Source organism: Enterobacter sp. BIDMC 27, assembly GCF_000534415.1.
Lineage (GTDB): Bacteria > Pseudomonadota > Gammaproteobacteria > Enterobacterales > Enterobacteriaceae > Enterobacter > Enterobacter hormaechei_C.
This window is the reverse complement of the sequence record NZ_KI973178.1, coordinates 1,101,714-1,124,392: the sequence shown is the minus strand read 5'-3', so window position 1 is coordinate 1,124,392 and position 22,679 is coordinate 1,101,714. Positions and strand designations below refer to the sequence as shown.

General features: G+C 56.1%; 19 protein-coding genes, 1 rRNA gene and 1 riboswitch. Of the genes, 12 read left to right on the top strand and 8 right to left on the bottom strand.

All coding sequences use genetic code 11. The annotated features are described in order from the left end of the window. Positions 1 to 108 precede the first annotated feature (108 nt). Positions 109 to 1,650, bottom strand: a 16S ribosomal RNA gene (locus tag L463_RS17160). A 563-nt stretch (positions 1,651 to 2,213) separates the two neighbouring features. Between L463_RS17160 and purH the strand changes: the two genes are divergently transcribed. Together purH and purD are read left to right on the top strand one after the other, a co-directional pair. Continuing rightward, a complete protein-coding gene (purH, locus tag L463_RS17165; RefSeq protein WP_023295751.1) occupies positions 2,214 to 3,803 on the top strand; it encodes a bifunctional phosphoribosylaminoimidazolecarboxamide formyltransferase/IMP cyclohydrolase in 1,590 nt (529 codons plus the stop codon). Positions 3,804 to 3,818: 15 nt separating this feature from the next. After that, positions 3,819 to 5,111, top strand: a complete 1,293-nt coding sequence (gene purD, locus L463_RS17170) for a phosphoribosylamine--glycine ligase (RefSeq protein ID WP_015569963.1) — start codon at positions 3,819 to 3,821, stop codon at positions 5,109 to 5,111. 48 nt (positions 5,112 to 5,159) lie between these two features. Here purD and L463_RS17175 read toward each other — a convergent pair whose 3' ends face one another. From L463_RS17175 to nudC, 6 genes are all read right to left on the bottom strand, one after another. Continuing rightward, a complete protein-coding gene (locus L463_RS17175) occupies positions 5,160 to 5,852 on the bottom strand; it encodes a DUF1481 domain-containing protein (RefSeq protein WP_017384076.1) in 693 nt (230 codons plus the stop codon). Between the two features lie 11 nt (positions 5,853 to 5,863). Further along, entirely contained in the window at positions 5,864 to 6,136 is a 273-nt protein-coding gene (hupA, locus tag L463_RS17180; RefSeq protein ID WP_002445246.1) for a nucleoid-associated protein HU-alpha, read from the bottom strand. A gap of 186 nt (positions 6,137 to 6,322) precedes the next feature. After that, complete coding sequence (locus L463_RS17185; protein ID WP_003862310.1) at positions 6,323 to 6,913, bottom strand: YjaG family protein; 591 nt, start codon at positions 6,911 to 6,913, stop codon at positions 6,323 to 6,325. A 41-nt stretch (positions 6,914 to 6,954) separates the two neighbouring features. Beyond that, on the bottom strand, positions 6,955 to 7,626 hold the full coding sequence (nfi, locus tag L463_RS17190) for a deoxyribonuclease V (protein WP_003862312.1): 672 nt from the start codon (positions 7,624 to 7,626) through the stop codon (positions 6,955 to 6,957). 9 nt (positions 7,627 to 7,635) lie between these two features. Further along, the gene (gene hemE / locus L463_RS17195; RefSeq protein WP_022650209.1) at positions 7,636 to 8,700 is read right to left on the bottom strand and encodes a uroporphyrinogen decarboxylase; all 1,065 of its coding nucleotides are present in this window, start codon (positions 8,698 to 8,700) and stop codon (positions 7,636 to 7,638) included. A gap of 38 nt (positions 8,701 to 8,738) precedes the next feature. Then, a complete protein-coding gene (gene nudC, locus L463_RS17200) occupies positions 8,739 to 9,512 on the bottom strand; it encodes an NAD(+) diphosphatase (RefSeq protein ID WP_015569966.1) in 774 nt (257 codons plus the stop codon). Positions 9,513 to 9,607: 95 nt separating this feature from the next. Here nudC and L463_RS17205 point away from each other — a divergent pair, with 95 nt between their 5' ends. The 10 genes from L463_RS17205 to L463_RS17250 all read left to right on the top strand — a co-directional run bounded on the left by L463_RS17205 (position 9,608) and on the right by L463_RS17250 (position 18,393). Then, a complete protein-coding gene (locus L463_RS17205) occupies positions 9,608 to 10,105 on the top strand; it encodes an Rsd/AlgQ family anti-sigma factor (protein ID WP_017384077.1) in 498 nt (165 codons plus the stop codon). A gap of 54 nt (positions 10,106 to 10,159) precedes the next feature. Continuing rightward, positions 10,160 to 10,269, top strand: a riboswitch (TPP riboswitch). Between the two features lie 79 nt (positions 10,270 to 10,348). Beyond that, positions 10,349 to 12,244, top strand: a complete 1,896-nt coding sequence (gene thiC, locus L463_RS17210; RefSeq protein WP_015569968.1) for a phosphomethylpyrimidine synthase ThiC — start codon at positions 10,349 to 10,351, stop codon at positions 12,242 to 12,244. Further along, positions 12,244 to 12,885, top strand: a complete 642-nt coding sequence (gene thiE, locus L463_RS17215) for a thiamine phosphate synthase (RefSeq protein WP_017694729.1) — start codon at positions 12,244 to 12,246, stop codon at positions 12,883 to 12,885. Before thiC ends, thiE begins: the two co-directional genes overlap by 1 nt. Next, the gene (thiF, locus tag L463_RS17220) at positions 12,872 to 13,627 is read left to right on the top strand and encodes a thiazole biosynthesis adenylyltransferase ThiF (RefSeq protein ID WP_023302918.1); all 756 of its coding nucleotides are present in this window, start codon (positions 12,872 to 12,874) and stop codon (positions 13,625 to 13,627) included. The genes thiE and thiF overlap by 14 nt, the downstream gene beginning before the upstream one ends. Beyond that, a complete protein-coding gene (thiS, locus tag L463_RS17225) occupies positions 13,611 to 13,811 on the top strand; it encodes a sulfur carrier protein ThiS (protein WP_015569971.1) in 201 nt (66 codons plus the stop codon). The genes thiF and thiS overlap by 17 nt, the downstream gene beginning before the upstream one ends. A 1-nt stretch (position 13,812) precedes the next feature. Further along, the gene (thiG, locus tag L463_RS17230; protein ID WP_015569972.1) at positions 13,813 to 14,580 is read left to right on the top strand and encodes a thiazole synthase; all 768 of its coding nucleotides are present in this window, start codon (positions 13,813 to 13,815) and stop codon (positions 14,578 to 14,580) included. After that, positions 14,580 to 15,707 carry a 2-iminoacetate synthase ThiH gene (gene thiH / locus L463_RS17235; RefSeq protein ID WP_023295749.1) on the top strand — a complete coding sequence of 376 codons (1,128 nt, stop codon included), beginning with the start codon at positions 14,580 to 14,582 and terminating at the stop codon, positions 15,705 to 15,707. Before thiG ends, thiH begins: the two co-directional genes overlap by 1 nt. Positions 15,708 to 16,045: 338 nt before the next feature. Then, positions 16,046 to 17,587, top strand: a complete 1,542-nt coding sequence (locus L463_RS17240) for a sensor domain-containing diguanylate cyclase (protein WP_023295748.1) — start codon at positions 16,046 to 16,048, stop codon at positions 17,585 to 17,587. A 180-nt stretch (positions 17,588 to 17,767) separates the two neighbouring features. Continuing rightward, entirely contained in the window at positions 17,768 to 18,076 is a 309-nt protein-coding gene (locus tag L463_RS17245; protein ID WP_010425948.1) for a PTS sugar transporter subunit IIB, read from the top strand. Next, the gene (locus L463_RS17250; RefSeq protein WP_003862327.1) at positions 18,076 to 18,393 is read left to right on the top strand and encodes a PTS lactose/cellobiose transporter subunit IIA; all 318 of its coding nucleotides are present in this window, start codon (positions 18,076 to 18,078) and stop codon (positions 18,391 to 18,393) included. The genes L463_RS17245 and L463_RS17250 overlap by 1 nt, the downstream gene beginning before the upstream one ends. 58 nt (positions 18,394 to 18,451) lie before the next feature. Here the strand turns inward: L463_RS17250 and rpoC are convergent, their stop codons facing one another. Further along, positions 18,452 to 22,675, bottom strand: coding sequence for a DNA-directed RNA polymerase subunit beta' (rpoC, locus tag L463_RS17255; protein ID WP_017384083.1), 4,224 nt, complete (start codon positions 22,673 to 22,675; stop codon positions 18,452 to 18,454). Positions 22,676 to 22,679: the final 4 nt, after the last annotated feature.

The following is a 22,679-nucleotide window of genomic DNA, read 5'->3' as shown; positions in this document are numbered from 1 at the left end:
TCCAGATTTTTAAAGAGCAAAACTTCTTAATGCACTCAAAAGTACATTCAGAAGTTCATCATTCATCAGACAATCTGTGTGAGCACTGCAAAGGCAGGTTCTTTAAGGTAAGGAGGTGATCCAACCGCAGGTTCCCCTACGGTTACCTTGTTACGACTTCACCCCAGTCATGAATCACAAAGTGGTAAGCGCCCTCCCGAAGGTTAAGCTACCTACTTCTTTTGCAACCCACTCCCATGGTGTGACGGGCGGTGTGTACAAGGCCCGGGAACGTATTCACCGTGGCATTCTGATCCACGATTACTAGCGATTCCGACTTCATGGAGTCGAGTTGCAGACTCCAATCCGGACTACGACGCACTTTATGAGGTCCGCTTGCTCTCGCGAGGTCGCTTCTCTTTGTATGCGCCATTGTAGCACGTGTGTAGCCCTACTCGTAAGGGCCATGATGACTTGACGTCATCCCCACCTTCCTCCAGTTTATCACTGGCAGTCTCCTTTGAGTTCCCGGCCTAACCGCTGGCAACAAAGGATAAGGGTTGCGCTCGTTGCGGGACTTAACCCAACATTTCACAACACGAGCTGACGACAGCCATGCAGCACCTGTCTCAGAGTTCCCGAAGGCACCAATCCATCTCTGGAAAGTTCTCTGGATGTCAAGAGTAGGTAAGGTTCTTCGCGTTGCATCGAATTAAACCACATGCTCCACCGCTTGTGCGGGCCCCCGTCAATTCATTTGAGTTTTAACCTTGCGGCCGTACTCCCCAGGCGGTCGACTTAACGCGTTAGCTCCGGAAGCCACGCCTCAAGGGCACAACCTCCAAGTCGACATCGTTTACGGCGTGGACTACCAGGGTATCTAATCCTGTTTGCTCCCCACGCTTTCGCACCTGAGCGTCAGTCTTTGTCCAGGGGGCCGCCTTCGCCACCGGTATTCCTCCAGATCTCTACGCATTTCACCGCTACACCTGGAATTCTACCCCCCTCTACAAGACTCTAGCCTGCCAGTTTCGAATGCAGTTCCCAGGTTGAGCCCGGGGATTTCACATCCGACTTGACAGACCGCCTGCGTGCGCTTTACGCCCAGTAATTCCGATTAACGCTTGCACCCTCCGTATTACCGCGGCTGCTGGCACGGAGTTAGCCGGTGCTTCTTCTGCGGGTAACGTCAATCGACAAGGTTATTAACCTTATCGCCTTCCTCCCCGCTGAAAGTACTTTACAACCCGAAGGCCTTCTTCATACACGCGGCATGGCTGCATCAGGCTTGCGCCCATTGTGCAATATTCCCCACTGCTGCCTCCCGTAGGAGTCTGGACCGTGTCTCAGTTCCAGTGTGGCTGGTCATCCTCTCAGACCAGCTAGGGATCGTCGCCTAGGTGAGCCGTTACCCCACCTACTAGCTAATCCCATCTGGGCACATCCGATGGCAAGAGGCCCGAAGGTCCCCCTCTTTGGTCTTGCGACGTTATGCGGTATTAGCTACCGTTTCCAGTAGTTATCCCCCTCCATCAGGCAGTTTCCCAGACATTACTCACCCGTCCGCCACTCGTCAGCGAAGCAGCAAGCTGCTTCCTGTTACCGTTCGACTTGCATGTGTTAGGCCTGCCGCCAGCGTTCAATCTGAGCCATGATCAAACTCTTCAATTTAAAAGTTTGATGCTCAATGAATTAAACTTCGTAATGAATTACGTGTTCACTCGTTGAGACTTGGTATTCATTTAGTGTCCGAAGACATTAAGAATCCATGTCACTTTGAGTGCCCACACAGATTGTCTGATAAATTGTTAAAGAGCAGTTGCGACGCGCTTCAGCGCTCTGTCGCGAGGTGGCGTATATTACGCTTTCCTCTTTCAGAGTCAACCCGTTATTTCAGGATTTTTTCTCTTCAGCCGACCGGGTTATCTGTGAAGTGATTCACATCCGCCGTGTCGATGGAGGCGCATTATAGGGAGTTCTCCGCAGGCCGCAACCGCTAAATGACAGAAAAATGACTGACTGCTGCATTCCACAGCAAAACCCCGCCTTATACCTTTTTACGCACAGACTTATCCACAATGATACGAAAAAGTAAAAATATGCGAGCGTTGCGCAAACGTTTTCGTTAAAATGCTCGCGCTTCACAAGGATGCCTCGTCAGGTGTGTTAGATGAGTTTTTCACAGGAAAATTCATCTAACGCTCTCTGTAATCGTGAAATCCAGGGGATTTACCATGCAACAACGTCGTCCAGTCCGCCGCGCTCTGCTCAGTGTTTCTGATAAAGCCGGTATCGTCGAATTCGCTCAGGCACTTTCCGCACGCGGTGTGGAGCTGCTTTCTACAGGCGGTACCGCTCGCCTGTTAGCAGATAAAGGTCTGCCGGTAACCGAAGTGTCCGATTACACCGGTTTCCCGGAAATGATGGATGGACGCGTCAAAACCCTGCACCCGAAAGTGCACGGCGGTATTCTGGGCCGTCGCGGTCAGGACGACGGCATTATGGAGCAGCACAATATTGCCCCCATCGACATGGTGGTTGTTAACCTCTACCCGTTCGCCCAGACCGTTGCCCGCGAAGGCTGTTCTCTGGAAGACGCTGTTGAGAATATCGACATCGGCGGCCCGACCATGGTGCGCTCCGCAGCCAAGAACCATAAAGATGTAGCCATCGTGGTAAAGAGCAGTGACTACAACGCCATTATTAATGAGATGGATGCCAACGAAGGGTCCCTGACGCTTGAAACGCGTTTCGATCTCGCCATCAAAGCCTTCGAGCATACCGCCGCCTACGACAGCATGATCGCCAACTATTTCGGTAGCCTGGTACCTGCCTACCACGGTGAAAGCAAAGATCCATCTGGCCGCTTCCCGCGCACGCTGAACCTGAACTTCATTAAGAAGCAGGATATGCGTTACGGTGAGAACAGCCACCAGCAGGCTGCCTTCTATATAGAAGAAGAGGTAAAAGAAGCCTCTGTAGCGACTGCCCAGCAGGTTCAGGGCAAAGCGCTCTCCTATAACAATATTGCCGATACCGACGCCGCGCTGGAATGCGTGAAAGAGTTCAGCGAGCCTGCCTGCGTTATTGTCAAGCACGCCAACCCATGCGGCGTTGCGGTAAGTGCGTCTATTCTGGAAGCATACGATCGCGCCTACAAAACCGACCCGACCTCCGCGTTCGGCGGCATTATCGCCTTCAACCGCGAGCTGGATGCGGAAACCGCGCAGGCCATCATCTCCCGCCAGTTTGTCGAAGTGATCATCGCGCCATCCGCATCCGAAGAGGCGCTGAAAATCACCGCGGCGAAACAGAACGTGCGCGTACTGGTTTGCGGCCAGTGGGCAGAGCGCGTTCCAGGCCTGGACTTCAAGCGCGTGAACGGCGGGCTGCTGGTTCAGGACCGCGATCTGGGTATGGTGGGCGAAGCCGATCTGCGTGTCGTCACCAAACGTCAGCCAACCGAGCAGGAACTGCGTGACGCGCTGTTCTGCTGGAAAGTGGCGAAGTTCGTGAAATCCAACGCTATCGTCTACGCCAAAGAGAACATGACCATCGGAATAGGCGCAGGCCAGATGAGCCGCGTTTACTCTGCGAAAATCGCGGGTATTAAAGCAGGTGACGAAGGTCTGGAAGTCAAAGGTTCCGCCATGGCCTCTGACGCCTTCTTCCCGTTCCGCGACGGTATCGATGCGGCCGCTGCTGTGGGCATCACCTGTGTGATCCAGCCTGGCGGTTCAATCCGTGATGACGAAGTGATTGCCGCTGCCGACGAGCATGGCATCGCAATGATCTTCACTGACATGCGCCACTTCCGCCATTAATTCCCGGAGCAGAAAATGAAAGTATTAGTGATTGGTAACGGCGGGCGCGAGCACGCCCTGGCGTGGAAAGCAGCGCAGTCTCCGCAGGTTGAAACCGTCTTTGTGGCACCGGGTAACGCCGGGACCGCGCTGGAGCCCGCACTACAGAACGTCGCCATCGGCGTAACCGACATCCCGGCGCTGCTGAGCTTTGCCCAAAACGAGAATATCGATCTGACGATTGTTGGCCCGGAAGCACCGCTGGTGATCGGCGTTGTAGATGCCTTCCGCGCCGCGGGCCTGAAAATTTTCGGCCCAACGGAAGGGGCTGCGCAGCTGGAAGGCTCAAAAGCCTTCACCAAAGATTTTCTCGCGCGTCATAACATCCCGACGGCGGAATATCAGAACTTCACCGAGGTAGAGCCTGCTCTGGCTTACCTGCGTGAAAAAGGCGCGCCCATCGTGATCAAAGCCGACGGCCTGGCTGCCGGGAAAGGCGTTATCGTGGCGATGACCCTCGAAGAAGCGGAAGCCGCCGTGCAGGATATGCTGGCGGGTAACGCCTTTGGCGACGCGGGCCACCGCATCGTGATTGAAGAGTTCCTCGACGGCGAAGAAGCGAGCTTTATCGTGATGGTTGACGGCGAGCACGTTCTGCCGATGGCGACCAGCCAGGATCACAAGCGCGTAGGCAATGCCGACACGGGGCCAAACACCGGCGGGATGGGAGCTTACTCCCCTGCTCCGGTGGTCACTGACGAAGTACACCAGCGCACCATGGACCGCATCATCTGGCCAACCGTGAAGGGGATGGCTGCGGAAGGCAATACCTACACCGGTTTCCTTTACGCAGGCCTGATGATCGACAAGCAGGGTAACCCGAAGGTGATTGAATTCAACTGCCGCTTCGGCGATCCGGAAACCCAGCCGATCATGCTGCGCATGAAGTCCGATCTGGTTGATCTGTGTCTGGCGGCGTGCGAAGGCAAGCTGGACGAGAAAACTTCCGAGTGGGACGAGCGTGCCTCTTTAGGTGTGGTGATTGCTGCGGGTGGCTATCCGGGTAGCTACAACACCGGAGATGAGATCCACGGCCTGCCGCTGGAAGAGATTGACGGTGCGAAGGTGTTCCACGCCGGTACAAAGCTCTCTGACGACGACCGCGTGCTCACCAACGGCGGTCGCGTGCTGTGTGCGACCGCGCTGGGCCAGACCGTGGCAGAGGCGCAGAAGCGCGCCTATGCGCTGATGGCGGATATTCACTGGAATGGCAGCTTCAGCCGCCAGGATATCGGCTATCGTGCCATTGCGCGGGAGCAGGGAGAGTAATTTCACACCCTCACCCTAACCCTCTCCCACAGGGAGAGGGGATTTACGTCAGAAACTCTTCTCTGTCGGCTGCCAGGTGCAGAAATCTTCATTCGCCACCAGCAACAGCTGAGAGCCTTCCGGCGCTTCCAGCCATGCCACACTCACCTCCACAGATGAATGCCGCTGACGACGCTGAATGTGTTCGGTTGCCCAGGATTCAAGCTCAGGCTTCACCGTCTGCCCTTCGCAGGTGGTCACCGTGCCGTCGGCATGCCAGCGCCCCTGGCGCAGCACCACGCGGCCCTGACGCAGCGCATCGCTGGTCTGGCGGAGTTGTTCAGCACGGTAGCGGTAGAGAGCGACCTGATCGCTGGAAAGCTGCTGTTTCAGTCCACTGACCTCATGCTGCATAAAGCTCAGCTCGCCGTGGTCGTCGAAACGCACCTTCACGTGTTCGGGAGTCTTACTGTAGATATTCAGTTCAATGAGCGACAGCGCATCGCCCTGCCAGCGGTATTCTGCGGTCGAGGTGTTGCCGTTATGCCACGGGCTGAATGCGGTGAGCATATGGACTTCATCGCTGGAATCTTTGCGCCAGATCCTGACCGCACCCTGGTTGTCAGCATAGCCGCTGGCGGTAAACGGGGGGAGTGAGGAATCATGGCTACAGGCAGACAGCAACAGTACGCCTGCCAGCGCGAGCGTTCCACGCCAGAATGACAAAAGGGGCGTTGCCGCCCCTTCGTTAAAACTGTTCACTGCCACGCGTCTTACTTAACTGCGTCTTTCAGTGCTTTACCAGAAACAAATGCCGGCACGTTAGCTGCGGCGATTTTGATTTCTTTACCGGTCTGCGGGTTGCGGCCAGTACGCTCAGCGCGGTGGTTCACTTTGAAGGTACCGAAACCAACCAGTTGTACAGCATCGCCTTCTTTCAGAGACTCAGTAATAGCAGCCAGGGTAGATTCCAGAGCAGCTTTAGCCTGCACTTTAGACAGATCAGCCTTGTCCGCAATTACATCAATCAGTTGAGTCTTGTTCATAAGTTATCCTTTCAATGTGTTTATCGCTTGCTAAGCATCGAGTGCGACGAAAATGCCAAAAAAGCACTCTCCTGCATACACGCACCGATAGCCACTTTTTTTCGCCCCCCAAATGTAGACCAGACGGGGGGCGAAAGGGAAGAGTCGAGGAGTGACAAAACAGGCGTTAAATCACGTTTTGTTGTCTCATTGGTTAAAAATTATACCAATATTGCTCTCACCGGCCTCGCGAAGGTCCGCGCGAAGCCCTTTGATCAGCTCAATATCACGTTCTTCACACTCCGCCAGCAGACGGAAAATTTCCCACTGAATATCCCATTCCTGTTCAACCGCCGGGTTAGCACGCAGCTCCTCGTCGGTCATTTCACGGCCTTCCTGGGTCATTTCCAGCATCGCAACGGTGGTAATGGATGCCTTACTGACTTCAATGGCGTGTTCCAGGGTTTCACCGCTCAGACGGGAGTGGATCAGCTCGCTCAACGCCACACAGGCATCAATGGCCGGGTAGACGCCATACAGATCGAAATCATCCGCAGCCGGAATAGCCTCTTCCAGCTTTTCGAGCTGAGAGTCAAAATTTACCTTCGCATCTTTGACCGTCAGCGTCTCCCAGATTAAATCCAGGATACGACGATAAATCTGGCCTTCGCCAAACGCCGTCTGCTTGCAGAACGCGGCATAGTTGGGATACATGCGCTCGCACAGGCAAGCCATAAACGTCACGTGCTGCCAGCTTTCCAGCTTCTCAAGGCGCAGATGAATCGGGTTTTGTAACATGATGATGTCTCGAATCGAAAATTAGCCGCAGTTTACCTGAATCACGGCTGAATTTCCTGCCAACGAATGAATGCCGGACGTGAAGAGGCCACGGCGTCAGCCCAGCGGGTTGGCTCCGGTAAACGGTAGCCCTTCATACAGCGTTGCACCCACGCCAGTGCGCTATCCATGCTGACCCGATGCCCGGTGGCGATAAACAACGGGTTGCAGCGCGCTTTACTGCGCCAGACCCACGCCAGCTGCTCGCCTTTATGGATAAGCGGCGCCAGCGCGCCCGGTTCGGCAGAGAGCGGCTCAAACGCGCCGCACAGGCGTTTTTTCGCCACGCCGATGGTCGGCACGTCCACCAACAGACCAAAGTGGCTGGCGACACCTAAGCGACGCGGATGGGAGATACCATGCCCATCAACAAACAGCAGATCGGGTTTTTGCGAGAGTTGCTCCCACGCGGCCAGCAGCGCGGGATATTCGCGGAAGGAGAGAAAGCCGGGGATATAGGGCATGGTGGTGGCGATACGCGCCACCTTGTACTCCACCAGCTCCAGCGAAGGGTATTTCAGCACCACCATCGCCGCTCGCGTCACTTCACCGCCCTGCTCAAACCCGACGTCCGCCCCGCCAATGTACCGCGGAGGGTCCGTATCCAGACGATCCTCGCGGATCACTGATGAAGCCAGTTCGATTTGCTGAGCGCGTAGCGACGCGAGATCCATAACCACTCCTTACTTATGATACTGGGCAGAAAGCCGATGCACCGCCTCCACAAATACGCCAGCGTGTTCTGGCGGTACATCCTGATGAATACCGTGACCGAGGTTGAAGACGTGGCCTTCGCCCTGGCCGAAACCAGACAGTATAGTCGACACTTCTTCTTCGATACGGGCAGGCTGCGCATAGAGCATGGACGGATCCATGTTGCCCTGGAGCGCCACTTTGTCCCCCACGCGACGGCGCGCATCGGCAATATCGGTGGTCCAGTCGAGGCCCAGCGCGTCGCAGCCGGTGGCCGCCATCGCTTCCAGCCACTGACCGCCGCCTTTGGTAAACAGCGTCACCGGCACGCGACGGCCTTCGTTTTCACGCAGCAGGCCATCGACAATTTTGTGCATGTAGTACAGGGAGAACTGCTGATAATCACGTCCGGTCAGCACGCCGCCCCAGGTGTCGAAAATCATCACCGACTGCGCGCCCGCTTTAATCTGCGCGTTGAGATAGAGCGTGACGCTCTTCGCCAGCTTGTCGAGCAGGGCATGCAGGGCCAGCGGCTCGGCGTACATCATCTTTTTGATGACGGTAAAGGCTTTGCTGCTGCCGCCTTCCACCATGTAGGTGGCCAGCGTCCACGGACTACCGGAGAAGCCAATCAGCGGCACGTCGCCTTTCAGTTCGCGGCGAATGGTGCGCACGGCGTTCATCACATAGCCCAGCTCGCCTTCAGGATCGGGGATCGGCAGCTTATCAACGTCGGCTTTGCTTTTGATCGGAGAGGTAAAACGCGGGCCTTCTCCGGTTTCGAAATAGAGCCCAAGGCCCATCGCATCCGGAATGGTGAGAATGTCCGAAAAAAGAATGGCGGCATCGAGCGGGAAGCGGCGCAGCGGCTGGAGCGTCACTTCACAGGCCAGCTCGGCGTTTTTGCACAGCGACATAAAATCGCCTGCCTGCGCGCGCGTGGCTTTGTACTCTGGCAGATAGCGTCCCGCCTGGCGCATCATCCACACCGGGGTGACATCAACGGGCTGGCGCAGCAGCGCACGCAGATAACGATCGTTCTTCAGTTCGGTCATTTTGCAGTTCCTTATTGCGTCAGTCCGTCAGTGTAACACTACTCATACTCGGCCCGACACATTGCCACGGTATCTTCTATCAGGCGACGCGCCACCGTTCCCGGTGGGGGCAGCAGCGGTAAATCGTCGTAGCGATACCAGTTCGCCTCCAGCAGCTCTTTCTGATCGATAACAATCTCGCCGCTGTCGTATTCCGCCATAAACGCGGTCATCAGGGACATCGGGAACGGCCACGGCTGCGATGTCACATAGCGCAGGTTTTTCACCTTAATGCCGCTCTCCTCCATCACCTCGCGCGCCACCGCCTGTTCCAGCGTTTCGCCGACTTCCACGAACCCGGCGAGGACGGTGTGAATGCCGTTGCGATGGCGGGTATGCTGCGCCAGCAGGATGGAATCATCACGGCGGATGGCGACAATGATGCACGGTGCGATTTGCGGGTAATAGCGTTCACGGCAGTGGCCGCAGAGCATTGCCCACTCGGTTTTGCTCGGGTGCATGGTGTGGCCGCAGTAGCCGCAGTATTTGTGCGAGCGGTAAAACTCCGCCAGCTGCACGCCGCGCCCCGCCAGCTGGAACAGGCCGACATCCCGATCCAACACCTGACGAACGGATCCCATATCCTGACGACGAGCCTGTTGGATCAACCATACCGGATCGCCCTGCCACTCGCCGATCCGCAGCGCCGGTTGGCCGACGAGATCGAAGATGTCTGCCGCACCGTAGGGTATCTCCCCACCGGGCAGCCATAATTTTTGTTCGTGACTGACGATCCACCAACCCAGATCTGATTTTTCAATAATACGATCCATATCTATTGCACTACCTTCGCTTCACTGACATGTTGTTAGCATTATGGTTACATTTTGGATAAGCAGATCCCATTCTAAACCTTATGGAGTCGACCATGTTAAACCAGCTGGAAAGCCTGACTGAGCGCGTTGGAGGAAGTAACACCCTGGTGGATCGCTGGCTACATGTGCGCAAGCATCTACTCGTGGCGTATTACAATCTGGTTGGTCTTAAGCCTGGCAAAGAATCCTTTATGCGGCTGAATGAAAAAGCGCTGGACGACTTCTGTCAGAGCCTGGTCGACTACCTTTCCGACGGCCATTTCAACCTTTATGAACGCATTATCCGCGAAATGGAAGGGACAACGCCGTATTTAGCGGCCAGCAAACTCTGTCCGCTGCTGGAAGCCAACACCCAGCAGATCATGGACTATTACGATTCCACGCTAGAGAACGCTATCGATCACGATAACTATCTTGAGTTTCAGCAGGCGCTTTCCGACCTTGGCGAAGCGCTGGAAGAGCGATTCACGCTGGAAGACAAGCTCATCGCCCTCGTGCTGGACAACAACCTGAATATCAGCACCAGCGATAACGTTGCGCGCCCTGCTTGAGTTCTTAATCGTTAACGAGTAATTTACAACCATTCGCCCCTCTCACGAGGGGGATTTTTCTTGTCGGAGTGCCCAGTGTGAAAGCACGGGCTGAGACCGTTAATTCGGGATCCGCGGAACCTGATCAGGTTAATACCTGCGAAGGGAACAAGAGTCACACTGCTGTTGTATCGCCCCTGAGGCGATCTTCTCTTGCTTCATCCGTCGTCTGACAAGCCATGTCCTTCACATCTGGAATGAGCTATGTCTACAACAAAACTGACCCGCCGCGAACAGCGCGAACACGCACAACGCTTCATCGACACCCTGGAAGGCACCGCTTTCCCGAACTCAACGCGCATCTACATCACCGGTTCACAGGCTGATATCCGCGTGCCGATGCGCGAAATCCAGCTCAGCCCGACGCTTATCGGCGGCAGCAAAGAAAACCCGCAGTTTGAAGACAACGAAGCCGTGCCGGTGTATGACACTTCCGGCCCGTACGGCGACCCTTCTGTTGCTATCAACGTACAGCAGGGTCTGGCAAAACTGCGCCAGCCGTGGATTGACGCCCGTAACGACTGCGAAGAACTGAGCGTGCGCAGCTCGGCGTATACCAACGCGCGCCTGGCCGACGACGGTCTGGACGAGCTGCGCTTTACCGGCCTGCTGACGCCGAAACGCGCTAAAGCGGGCAAATGCGTCACCCAGCTGCACTACGCGCGCCAGGGTATCGTCACGCCGGAGATGGAGTTCATCGCCATCCGCGAAAACATGGGCCGCGAGCGCATCCGCAGCGAAGTGCTGCGCCACCAGCATCCTGGTGAAGGGTTTGGCGCTCGCCTGCCGGAAAACATCACGCCGGAATTTGTGCGTGACGAAGTGGCCGCCGGGCGCGCCATTATCCCCGCCAACATCAACCACCCGGAATCCGAGCCGATGATTATCGGCCGCAACTTCCTGGTGAAGGTCAACGCCAATATCGGCAACTCAGCGGTGACGTCATCCATCGAAGAAGAGGTGGAAAAGCTGGTCTGGTCGACGCGCTGGGGCGCGGACACGGTGATGGATCTGTCCACTGGCCGTTATATTCACGAAACCCGCGAATGGATCCTGCGTAACAGCCCGGTGCCGATCGGTACCGTCCCGATTTATCAGGCGCTGGAGAAGGTCAACGGCATCGCCGAAAACCTCACCTGGGAAGCGTTCCGCGACACGCTGCTGGAGCAGGCCGAGCAGGGCGTGGACTACTTCACCATCCACGCGGGCGTGCTGCTGCGCTACGTGCCGATGACGGCGAAACGTCTGACCGGTATCGTCTCACGCGGCGGTTCGATTATGGCGAAATGGTGCCTTTCCCATCATCAGGAAAACTTCCTCTACGAGCACTTCCGCGAAATCTGCGAAATTTGCGCCGCGTACGACGTCTCCCTGTCGCTGGGCGACGGCCTGCGCCCGGGCTCCATCCGCGATGCTAACGACGAGGCGCAGTTTGCCGAGCTGCACACGCTGGGCGAGCTGACCAAAATCGCCTGGGAGTACGACGTGCAGGTGATGATTGAAGGCCCGGGCCATGTGCCGATGCAGATGATCCGTCGCAACATGACCGAGGAGCTGGAGCACTGCCACGAAGCACCGTTCTACACCCTGGGGCCGTTGACCACCGATATTGCGCCGGGCTACGACCACTTCACGTCAGGCATTGGCGCGGCGATGATCGGCTGGTTCGGCTGCGCCATGCTCTGCTACGTGACGCCGAAAGAGCACCTCGGGCTGCCAAACAAAGAGGACGTGAAGCAGGGGCTGATCACCTACAAGATTGCCGCCCACGCGGCGGATCTGGCGAAAGGCCATCCGGGCGCGCAAATTCGCGACAACGCCATGTCCAAAGCGCGCTTTGAATTCCGCTGGGAAGACCAGTTTAACCTGGCCCTCGATCCGTTCACCGCCCGCGCCTATCACGACGAAACTCTGCCGCAGGAATCGGGCAAAGTTGCGCACTTCTGCTCCATGTGCGGACCTAAATTCTGCTCGATGAAAATCAGCCAGGAAGTACGCGATTACGCCGCCGCGCAGACCATTGAAGTCGGCATGGCGGACATGTCGGAAACCTTCCGCGCGAAAGGCGGCGAAATCTACCTCAAAAAGGAGGAGGCATAATGTACCAGCCTGATTTCCCCCCTGTCCCCTTCCGCTTAGGGCTTTACCCGGTGGTGGACAGCGTGGCGTGGATCGCCCGCCTGCTGGAAGCTGGCGTTCGCACCCTCCAGCTACGCATCAAGGATAAACGCGATGAAGAGGTGGAGGCCGACGTGATCGCCGCTATCGCGCTGGGACGTCGCTACCACGCCCGCCTGTTTATCAACGACTACTGGCGACTGGCGGTTAAACACCAGGCGTACGGCGTGCATCTGGGACAGGAAGATCTGGAAACGACCGATCTCAACGCGATCCGTGACGCCGGTCTGCGGCTGGGCGTTTCTACCCACGATGATATGGAGATCGACGTGGCGCTGGCGGCCCGCCCCTCTTATATCGCGCTCGGGCACGTTTTCCCGACGCAAACCAAACAGATGCCGTCCGCTCCACAGGGTTTGACGCAGCTGGCGGCCCACGTTAAGCGCCTTGCCGATTACCCCACCGTCGCCATCGGCGGGATCAGCCTTGAACGTGCGCCCGCGGTGCTGGAGACCGGCGTCGGCAGTATCGCCGTCGTCAGCGCTATCACCCAGGCGGCAGACTGGCAGGCCGCCACCGCGCAGCTTTTACAACTGGCAGGAGCAGGTGATGAAAGATCGTGATTTTATGCGTTACAGCCGCCAGATCCTGCTGGAGGATATCGCCATCGAGGGGCAGCAAAAGCTGCTCGCCAGCCGGGTACTGATTGTCGGTCTGGGCGGATTAGGCACCCCCGCCGCGCTGTATCTGGCCGGCGCGGGCGTGGGCACGCTGGTGCTGGCCGATGACGACGAGGTACATCTCAGCAATCTGCAACGGCAAATTCTCTTTACGACAGAAGATATCAACCAGCCTAAAGCGCACGTTACGCGCCAGCGGCTGAACCAGCTTAACCCCGATATCGAACTGGTCGCACTCCAGACGCGGCTGAGCGGGGAAGATCTGCAACGCGAAGTGGCCCTTGCCGACGTGGTGCTGGACTGTACGGACAATATGGCGACACGTCAGGCCATCAACGCGGCCTGTGTTGCGCAGAACACGCCGCTGATCACCGCCAGCGCGGTCGGTTTCGGTGGGCAAATAATGGTGCTTACGCCGCCGTGGGCACAGGGCTGCTACCGCTGCCTGTGGCCGGACGAGGCTGAACCGGAGCGTAACTGCCGCACGGCAGGCATTCTGGGCCCGGTGGTGGGCGTGATGGGTACTCTTCAGGCGCTGGAGGCCATCAAGTTGCTCAGCGGCATGGAGACAGAACGCAACACGCTGCGGCTGTTCGACGCCCGCTCCAGCGGCTGGCGTCATCTGGCGTTAAACCGTGCCAGCCACTGCCCGGTATGCGGAGGCCGCAATGCGCATTCTGTTTAACGATGAGCCGATGACGTGCGACGACGATCTCACCGTTGCCGCCCTGCTCGACATGCTGCGCCAGCTGAAGCCGGGAACGGCGCTGGCGCTCAATCAACAGATCCTGCCGCGCGAGCGGTGGGAACATCAGCAGGTCAATGAGGGCGACCAGATCCTGCTGTTTCAGGTTATCGCAGGGGGCTGAGATGTTACGTATTGCCGACAAAGTCTTTGATTCACATCTGTTTACCGGAACCGGAAAATTCGCCTCCCCGCAACTGATGGTGGATGCCATTCGTGAAAGCGGCAGCCAGCTGGTGACGCTGGCGATGAAGCGCGTGGATCTGCGTCAGCACAACGATGCCATACTTGCGCCGTTACTGGAGGCAGGCGTGACGCTCTTACCAAATACCTCCGGTGCGAAAACGGCCGAGGAAGCAATTTTCGCTGCGCAACTGGCGCGGGAAGCGCTCGGCACCCGCTGGCTGAAGCTGGAAATTCATCCGGACGCCCGCTGGCTGTTGCCCGATCCGATCGAAACCCTGAAAGCGGCAGAGAAGCTGGTGCAGCAGGGATTCACCGTTCTGCCCTACTGTGGTGCCGACCCCGTGCTCTGTAAGCGTCTGGAAGAGGTCGGCTGCGCGGCCGTAATGCCGCTGGGCGCCCCCATTGGCTCCAACCAGGGGCTGGAGACCCGCGCGATGCTGGAAATCATTATTGAGCAGGCGACCGTGCCCGTGGTGGTGGATGCGGGCATCGGCGTACCCAGTCACGCCGCGCAGGCGCTGGAGATAGGGGCCGATGCGGTGCTGGTCAATACCGCGATTGCGGTGGCCGACGACCCGGTGATGATGGCGCGTGCGTTCCGCCTTGCCGTGGAGTCCGGTCTGCTGGCTCGGCAGTCCGGCCCCGGCTCGCGCAGTGTTCAGGCGCAGGCCACCAGCCCGCTGACCGATTTTCTGGAGGCGCTCTGATGGCTACCTTTACCGATCGCTGGCGTCAGCTTAACTGGGACGATATTGCCTTACGCATCAACAGTAAAACCTCTGCGGACGTAGAGCGGGCATTAACAGCCAAACATTTGACGCGCGAGGATTTGATGGCCCTGCTTTCTCCGGCAGCCAGCGCGTACCTTGAACCGATGGCCCAGCGCGCGCAACGCCTCACCCGCCAGCGTTTTGGCAACACGGTGAGCTTTTACGTGCCGCTCTATCTTTCTAATCTGTGCGCCAATGACTGCACCTACTGTGGTTTCTCCATGAGCAACCGTATTAAGCGTAAAACGCTGGATGAGCATGAGATCGCCCGCGAGTGTGCGGCTATTCGTGAGATGGGTTTTGAACATCTCCTGCTGGTGACGGGTGAACATCAGGGCAAAGTGGGGATGGACTATTTTCGCCAGCATCTTACGGCCATCCGCCGCGAATTTGCCTCGTTGCAAATGGAAGTGCAGCCTCTGTCGCAGGAGGAATATGCGGAGCTGAAAACCCTCGGGCTGGACGGCGTAATGGTTTATCAGGAAACCTACCATGAGGCGACCTATGCCCGGCATCACCTGAAAGGGAAGAAGCAGGATTTCATCTTCCGGCTGGAAACGCCGGACAGGCTGGGGCGCGCCGGTATCGATAAAATTGGGCTGGGCGCGCTTATCGGTCTGTCCGACAGCTGGCGGGTGGACTGCTATATGGTGGCGGAGCATCTGCTGTGGCTACAGCAGCAGTACTGGCAAAGCCGCTATTCCATCTCTTTCCCGCGGCTGCGTCCCTGTACGGGAGGCGTTGAACCCGCCTCGCTGATGGATGAGCGCCAGCTGGTGCAAACCCTGTGTGCATTTCGCCTGTTCGCGCCGGAAGTGGAATTGTCGCTCTCCACGCGTGAATCCCCCGCGTTTCGCGATCGCGCGATCCCGCTGGCGATCAATAACGTCAGCGCCTTTTCCAAAACGCAGCCGGGCGGTTACGCGGACGATCACCCGGAACTGGAACAGTTTGCACCGCACGACGGCCGACGGCCCGAAGCGGTGGCGGAAGCCCTGACTGCACAGGGGCTACAGCCGGTGTGGAAAGACTGGGATAGCTGGCTGGGAAGAGCCTCGCATTAGCGCTGAAACTGTCTGCAAAAATGCGAAAAGGTTACGAGGCGGCTCGTAAGATCATAACCGGGCGATTGAGGCGATCTGCCCGGTTTTCTTATGCTTAACCACGTCAGCAACGGACGCTGACCAGGGTGAAAATGCTTCTTCCTCGTTTCGCCCTGCCCTCCGCCTCTTAAACAAAATTCAATTGATACAATAAATACGTCGTTTCTTATCTACGCTTAAGATAAATCATCTCGTCGGTAATCGCCTTCTGTATAATTTACTACCAGCAACCGGACAGCGACTATGCTGAGGGTATCGACAGACGCAACGCGTCTACCATCTGGATTGATGTACAACTCATGGCACTCCACAGTAAAAAGCTCTCTTTTACCCGGCCAATTATGGTCAGCTTCGCGGGGATCCTGTTCAGTTTCGCGCTAATCGCCATCCTGGTCATCCTTTCACAGAGAAAGGATTTTCTTGAGGATTATCATAAAATTAATGGTAATTTCACCCATAATCTGGCGGTGAACTATACCGAATCCATCCTGCGAGAAAATGACTATATTCTTGGTCGCGCTGCGATGTACTTCGCCCGTAACGACAGAGTAAATCAGACAATAAATATCGATCCGACACACGGTTTGCAGATGTTGATGCATTTGCAGAACCTGATGCCGACGGTGTCGTCTATCTCTCTGGCGGACACAGAAGGGCGCCATCTGCGCGCGCCGGAAGTGCTGCCAACGGAGAAAAGTAAGTCGTTCGACGCCAGAACCCGCCCATGGTTTGTCGGGCAAGCGGAAGCCAGCAACTTTCCTCACTACACCCGCCCCTATCTGGACTATTTCACCCAACATCCTACTGTCACCCTCTATAAGCCGGTCATTTCACCGGAAGGCCGTCTGAAGGGCACGCTCGCTTTCCATCTTGATTTAACGTCCATGGGGTATACCCTGCGCCAGATGGTGGCGCCTGTTCAGGGTGAGTTTTTTGTCGTGGAGCGTGACGGCGCCGTTGTGCTGCATCCGGACACGGGGGCGCTCTTTAAGCAGTACGTAAGCGAAGCGCTGATGGACAAAATGACCAGCGGCGAAGGCCATCTTTTCGACCCCAAAAGTAAAACCTGGTATTACTACTACTCTTTCACCAATCCGGACTGGTTTGTGATTTATCGGGTCTCCGATGCCACGCTTACCGTCATCACCCGGCATGAAACCACCGTCGTCGGCTGGGGATTTGCGCTGGCGGCAATCATCATCATTTTGTTCGGGCTTTACCTTCGTCATGCCTCGCGTTCTGTGCTGATGAACATTATCAACGCCATCAAAACCGGCGACGTCAACCAGGCGCCACGCCTTGAAGCGATGCTCAGCCATACCATTCGAACCAATAAAGAACGCGAGCTGGCCTATGTCCGTCAGGCCACCCATGATGCGCTGACAGGTTGCAAAAATCGCCGTGCGTTCGACAACGATGTGGACGAGTTGCTGACTGCCCATCAACCCTTCGTTCTGGCGCTGATCGACATCGATAACTTCAAGTCCATTAACGACACCTGGGGCCACCTGAGCGGGGATATTGTGCTGCGCAACGTGGCGCGGGAAGGTATTCAGATCATGCAGCCGCACCACGTTTCCGTTTACCGCTACGGTGGAGAAGAGTTCGGCGTGATATTCCCGGCCGAGCTGATGAACTCCGCGCACGCGCTACTGGAAGCCTGGCGCACCGCCGTTGAGAAGCGGACCTGGCGGGAAGAGAACCTGCGAGTGACCTTCAGCGCCGGGATGGGAGAGTGGCACTTCGAACCGCTGGAGCAGTTTATCGGTAGCGTAGATGAAGCGCTGTATACCGCTAAACAACAGGGTAAAAACCGCATCGTAAGCACGGCCAGCCGATAATACCCTTCCTGAAATTCTGCCCGATCTGACGGGCAGAATGCTCTCCGCTGTAAAATTGTAACCGGTTTCAGAAAAATGCCGATTTCTTTGTGATGCCTGACACACAATCGCGGTAAAGCGGTTGTTGAAGCGGTCTGCACGGGATAATTATCAATAAACACATGTAGATCGAGGCTGACTATGAAGAACATCGTTTTATGCTGTGCAGCGGGAATGTCAACCAGCATGCTGGTTCAACGTATGAAAGATGCCGCGCAGAAAAAAGGAGTCGAAGTAACCATTAAAGCCGTTCCGGTCGCGGAGTTTAAAGATAACATCGCGACGGCTGATATCGTATTACTGGGGCCACAGGTTAAATACGAACAGGCAAAACTCCAGGCGCAGGCCGATCCGCTCGGAAAAAAGGTTGCGGTCATCGACATGATGGATTACGGCATGATGAAAGGTGATGCCGTACTGGAAAAAGCGCTCAAACTTCTGGAGTCATAATGGAAGACTTAGAAACCACGATTATGGAACTGCTGGTCAACGCAGGCGCAGCGCGCAGTGCGGCCCTGACGGCGTTACAGATGGCGCGAAAAGGCGACTTTGATGAAGCCGAGAAAGCGATGGAAGAATCGCGTGAATATGTGAAGCATGCGCACACCATCCAGACACAGCTTATTGGTCTTGATGAAGGCACCGGGAAGCTTCCGGTTAACCTGATTACCGTCCACTCTCAGGATCACCTGATGAACGCAATGGTTATTCAGGATCTGGCGGGCGATATGATTGAGCTTTATCGACGCATCCCGTTAGTGAATTGAAGACATACAGACGTAAAAAAACCCGCCGAGGCGGGTTTTTTATTTACGGCATCAACGATTACTCGTTGTCGGAACCGCCCAGACCTGCGTTCAGCAGTTCTGCAAGGCTCGCGGATGCATCTTCGGCAGTCACCTGCGGTGCAGCTGGCAGTTCGCCCGCTGCGCGACGACGCATACGATCCTGGTGGTACGCATAACCGGTACCGGCCGGGATCAGACGACCCACGATAACGTTCTCTTTCAGACCGCGCAGTTCATCACGTTTACCTGCAACAGCCGCTTCGGTCAGGACACGAGTGGTTTCCTGGAACGATGCAGCAGAGATGAAGGACTCGGTTGCCAGAGACGCTTTGGTGATACCCAGCAGATCGCGTGCGAAGGTCGCACCGATTTTGCCGTTCGCTTCCAGATCGCGGTTAGCGATCTTAACGCGTGAGTATTCAACCTGCTCGCCTTCCAGGAAGTCGGAGCTGCCCGCGTTTTCGATGGTTGCTTTACGCAGCATCTGACGAACGATAACTTCAATGTGTTTATCGTTAATCTTAACGCCTTGCAGACGGTATACGTCCTGTACTTCGTTAACAATGTAACGGGTAACAGCATGCACACCACGCAGACGCAGGATGTCGTGCGGCGCTTCTGGACCATCGGAAACCACGTCACCACGTTCTACGCGTTCACCTTCGAACACGTTGAGCTGACGCCACTTAGGAATCATCTCTTCGTACGGCTCGCTGCCATCTACTGGCGTAATAACCAGGCGGCGCTTACCTTTGGTCTCTTTACCGAAGGAGATGATACCGCTGATTTCAGCCAGGATCGCAGGCTCTTTCGGACGACGTGCTTCGAACAGGTCCGCAACGCGTGGCAGACCACCGGTGATGTCCTTGGTACCGCCGGATTCCTGAGGAATACGCGCCAGGGTGTCACCAGAGCTGATCTGTACGCCATCTTCCAGCTGTACAATCGCTTTACCCGGCAGGAAGTACTGCGCAGGCATATCGGTACCAGGGATCAGAACGTCGTTGCCCTGAGCATCAACGATTTTCAGTGCAGGACGCAGATCTTTACCGCCGGTAGTACGTTCAGCAGAATCCAGAACCACCAGAGAAGACAGACCGGTCAGCTCGTCGGTCTGACGAGTAATGGTCTGGCCGTCGATCATGTCAGTGAAGCGGATGAAACCACTTACTTCGGTGATAACCGGCATGGTGTGTGGATCCCAGTTTGCAACGGTTTCACCGCCAGCAACCTGCTCGCCATCACCTTTCGCCATAACCGCACCGTAAGGCACTTTATAGCTCTCTTTGGTACGACCGAATTCGTCGATCAGCTTCAGCTCGGTGTTACGGGAAGTGATAACCAGTTTACCGCTGGAGTTCACAACCGACTTCGCGTTGCTGAGCTTGATGCTACCTTTGTTTTTCACCTGGATGCTGGATTCAGCAGCCGCACGAGATGCCGCACCACCGATGTGGAACGTACGCATCGTCAGCTGTGTACCCGGCTCACCGATGGACTGTGCCGCGATAACGCCGATAGCCTCACCTTTGTTGATGATGTGGCCACGCGCCAGGTCACGACCGTAGCAGTGCGCACACACACCAAAGTCGGTGTCACAGGATACAACGGAACGCACTTTCACGGAGTCAACAGAGTTCGCTTCCAGCAGGTCACACCACTGTTCGTGCAGCAGGGTGTTGCGTGGAACCAGAATGTCTGCGGTGCCCGGCTTCAGAATGTCTTCCGCGGTCACACGACCCAGTACGCGATCGCGCAGCGGCTCTTTAACATCACCACCCTCGATAACCGGGGTCATGGTGATACCTTCGAGGGTGCCACAATCGTCTTCGGTGACGACCAGATCCTGCGCAACGTCAACCAGACGACGCGTCAGATAACCGGAGTTCGCCGTTTTCAGTGCGGTATCCGCCAGACCTTTACGCGCACCGTGCGTGGAGATGAAGTACTGGAGTACGTTCAGACCTTCACGGAAGTTCGCGGTGATTGGCGTTTCGATGATGGAGCCATCTGGCTTCGCCATCAGACCACGCATACCTGCCAGCTGACGAATCTGTGCCGCAGAACCACGCGCACCGGAGTCGGCCATCATGTAGATGCTGTTGAAGGAGACCTGCTGCTCTTCTACGCCGTCACGGTTAATCACGGTTTCGGTTTGCAGGTTATCCATCATCGCTTTAGATACACGATCGTTCGCCGCAGCCCAGATATCGATAACTTTGTTGTAACGTTCGCCTGCGGTTACCAGACCAGACTGGAACTGCTCCTGGATCTCAGCAACTTCAGCTTCCGCTTCAGAGATGATCTCGTGTTTCTTCTCTGGGATGACCATGTCATCGATACCAACAGATGCACCTGAACGCGCTGCATAAGCAAAGCCGGTGTACATTGTCTGATCAGCGAAGATAACGGTCGGCTTCAGACCCAGAATGCGGTAACAGGTGTTCAGCATTTTGGAGATCGCTTTCTTGCCCAGCGCCTGGTTGACGATGGAGAAAGGCAGACCTTTCGGTACGATCATCCACAGAATGGCACGGCCAACGGTCGTGTCTTTCAGGCTGGTGTGCGCAACGAACTCGCCGTTTTCATCTTTTTCGTATTCGGTGATACGCACTTTAACGCGCGCATGCAGAGAGGCCAGGCCAGCGCGATAAATACGCTCAGCTTCTTTCGGGCCAGTCAGCACCATGCCTTCGCCTTTGGCGTTAACACAGTCACGGGTCATGTAGTACAGACCCAGTACAACGTCCTGAGAAGGAACGATGATAGGTTCACCGTTCGCTGGAGACAGGATGTTGTTGGTAGACATCATCAGCGCACGCGCTTCGAGCTGGGCTTCCAGCGTCAGCGGTACGTGAACAGCCATCTGGTCACCATCGAAGTCGGCGTTATAGGCCGCACAAACCAGCGGGTGCAGCTGGATCGCTTTACCTTCGATCAGGACTGGCTCAAAGGCCTGGATACCCAGACGGTGCAGAGTTGGTGCACGGTTCAGCAGTACCGGGTGTTCGCGGATCACTTCGTCCAGGATATCCCAAACGACAGCTTCTTCACGCTCAACCATTTTCTTCGCGGCTTTGATGGTGGTGGCGAGGCCACGCAGTTCCAGCTTGCCGTAGATGAACGGTTTGAACAGCTCCAGTGCCATTTTCTTCGGCAGACCGCACTGATGCAGACGCAGGTATGGACCTACGGTGATTACAGAACGACCGGAGTAGTCAACACGCTTACCGAGCAGGTTCTGACGGAAACGACCCTGCTTACCTTTGATCATGTCGGCCAAAGATTTCAGAGGACGTTTGTTAGAACCGGTGATCGCACGACCACGACGACCGTTATCCAACAGGGCATCGACTGCTTCCTGAAGCATACGTTTTTCGTTGCGTACGATGATGTCCGGCGCAGCCAGATCCAGCAGACGTTTCAGACGGTTGTTACGGTTGATCACGCGACGGTACAGATCGTTCAGATCCGACGTTGCGAAACGACCGCCATCCAGCGGAACCAGCGGACGCAGATCTGGCGGCAGAACCGGCAGAACGGTCAGGATCATCCACTCTGGTTTGTTACCAGACTGAACGAACGCTTCCAGCAGTTTGATACGCTTGGTCAGCTTTTTACGCTTGGTTTCGGAGTTGGTTTCGTTCAGCTCTTCGCGCAGAGTTTCACACTCTTGCTCCAGATCCATGCTCTTCAGCAGGGCCTGGATAGCTTCCGCACCCATCTTCGCGTCGAATTCGTCACCGAACTCTTCCAGCGCGTCCAGATACTGTTCTTCGGTCAGGATCTGGTTACGTTCCAGATTGGTCATCCCGCCTTCGATAACCACATAAGATTCGAAGTACAGAACACGTTCGATATCGCGCAGCGGCATATCCAGCAGCAGACCGATACGGGACGGCAGAGATTTCAGGAACCAGATGTGAGCGGTCGGAGACGCCAGCTCGATGTGGCCCATACGCTCACGGCGTACTTTGGTCTGGGTCACTTCAACGCCGCACTTCTCACAGATCACACCACGGTGTTTCAGGCGCTTGTACTTACCGCACAGGCACTCGTAATCTTTTACTGGCCCGAAAATACGCGCACAGAAAAGGCCGTCACGCTCAGGTTTGAACGTACGGTAGTTAATGGTTTCCGGCTTTTTAACTTCACCGAAAGACCATGAACGGATCATGTCTGGCGAAGCCAGAGCAATTTTGATCGCATCAAACTCTTCGGTTTTAGTTTGCGCTTTCAGAAACTTTAATAAGTCTTTCACGGAT

What these genes read in the sequence shown, in the direction of transcription:
- nfi (WP_003862312.1), bottom strand. Translation starts at nt 7,626, where the DNA reads ATGGATCTCGCGTCGCTACGCGCTCAGCAAATCGAACTGGCTTCATCA.
- thiE (WP_017694729.1), top strand. Translation starts at nt 12,244, where the DNA reads ATGTACCAGCCTGATTTCCCCCCTGTCCCCTTCCGCTTAGGGCTTTAC.
- L463_RS17240 (WP_023295748.1), top strand. Translation starts at nt 16,046, where the DNA reads ATGGCACTCCACAGTAAAAAGCTCTCTTTTACCCGGCCAATTATGGTC.
- L463_RS17185 (WP_003862310.1), bottom strand. Translation starts at nt 6,913, where the DNA reads ATGTTACAAAACCCGATTCATCTGCGCCTTGAGAAGCTGGAAAGCTGG.
- thiS (WP_015569971.1), top strand. Translation starts at nt 13,611, where the DNA reads ATGCGCATTCTGTTTAACGATGAGCCGATGACGTGCGACGACGATCTC.
- thiC (WP_015569968.1), top strand. Translation starts at nt 10,349, where the DNA reads ATGTCTACAACAAAACTGACCCGCCGCGAACAGCGCGAACACGCACAA.
- purH (WP_023295751.1), top strand. Translation starts at nt 2,214, where the DNA reads ATGCAACAACGTCGTCCAGTCCGCCGCGCTCTGCTCAGTGTTTCTGAT.
- L463_RS17250 (WP_003862327.1), top strand. Translation starts at nt 18,076, where the DNA reads ATGGAAGACTTAGAAACCACGATTATGGAACTGCTGGTCAACGCAGGC.
- hupA (WP_002445246.1), bottom strand. Translation starts at nt 6,136, where the DNA reads ATGAACAAGACTCAACTGATTGATGTAATTGCGGACAAGGCTGATCTG.
- purD (WP_015569963.1), top strand. Translation starts at nt 3,819, where the DNA reads ATGAAAGTATTAGTGATTGGTAACGGCGGGCGCGAGCACGCCCTGGCG.
- thiF (WP_023302918.1), top strand. Translation starts at nt 12,872, where the DNA reads ATGAAAGATCGTGATTTTATGCGTTACAGCCGCCAGATCCTGCTGGAG.
- thiG (WP_015569972.1), top strand. Translation starts at nt 13,813, where the DNA reads ATGTTACGTATTGCCGACAAAGTCTTTGATTCACATCTGTTTACCGGA.
- L463_RS17245 (WP_010425948.1), top strand. Translation starts at nt 17,768, where the DNA reads ATGAAGAACATCGTTTTATGCTGTGCAGCGGGAATGTCAACCAGCATG.
- thiH (WP_023295749.1), top strand. Translation starts at nt 14,580, where the DNA reads ATGGCTACCTTTACCGATCGCTGGCGTCAGCTTAACTGGGACGATATT.
- L463_RS17205 (WP_017384077.1), top strand. Translation starts at nt 9,608, where the DNA reads ATGTTAAACCAGCTGGAAAGCCTGACTGAGCGCGTTGGAGGAAGTAAC.
- nudC (WP_015569966.1), bottom strand. Translation starts at nt 9,512, where the DNA reads ATGGATCGTATTATTGAAAAATCAGATCTGGGTTGGTGGATCGTCAGT.
- hemE (WP_022650209.1), bottom strand. Translation starts at nt 8,700, where the DNA reads ATGACCGAACTGAAGAACGATCGTTATCTGCGTGCGCTGCTGCGCCAG.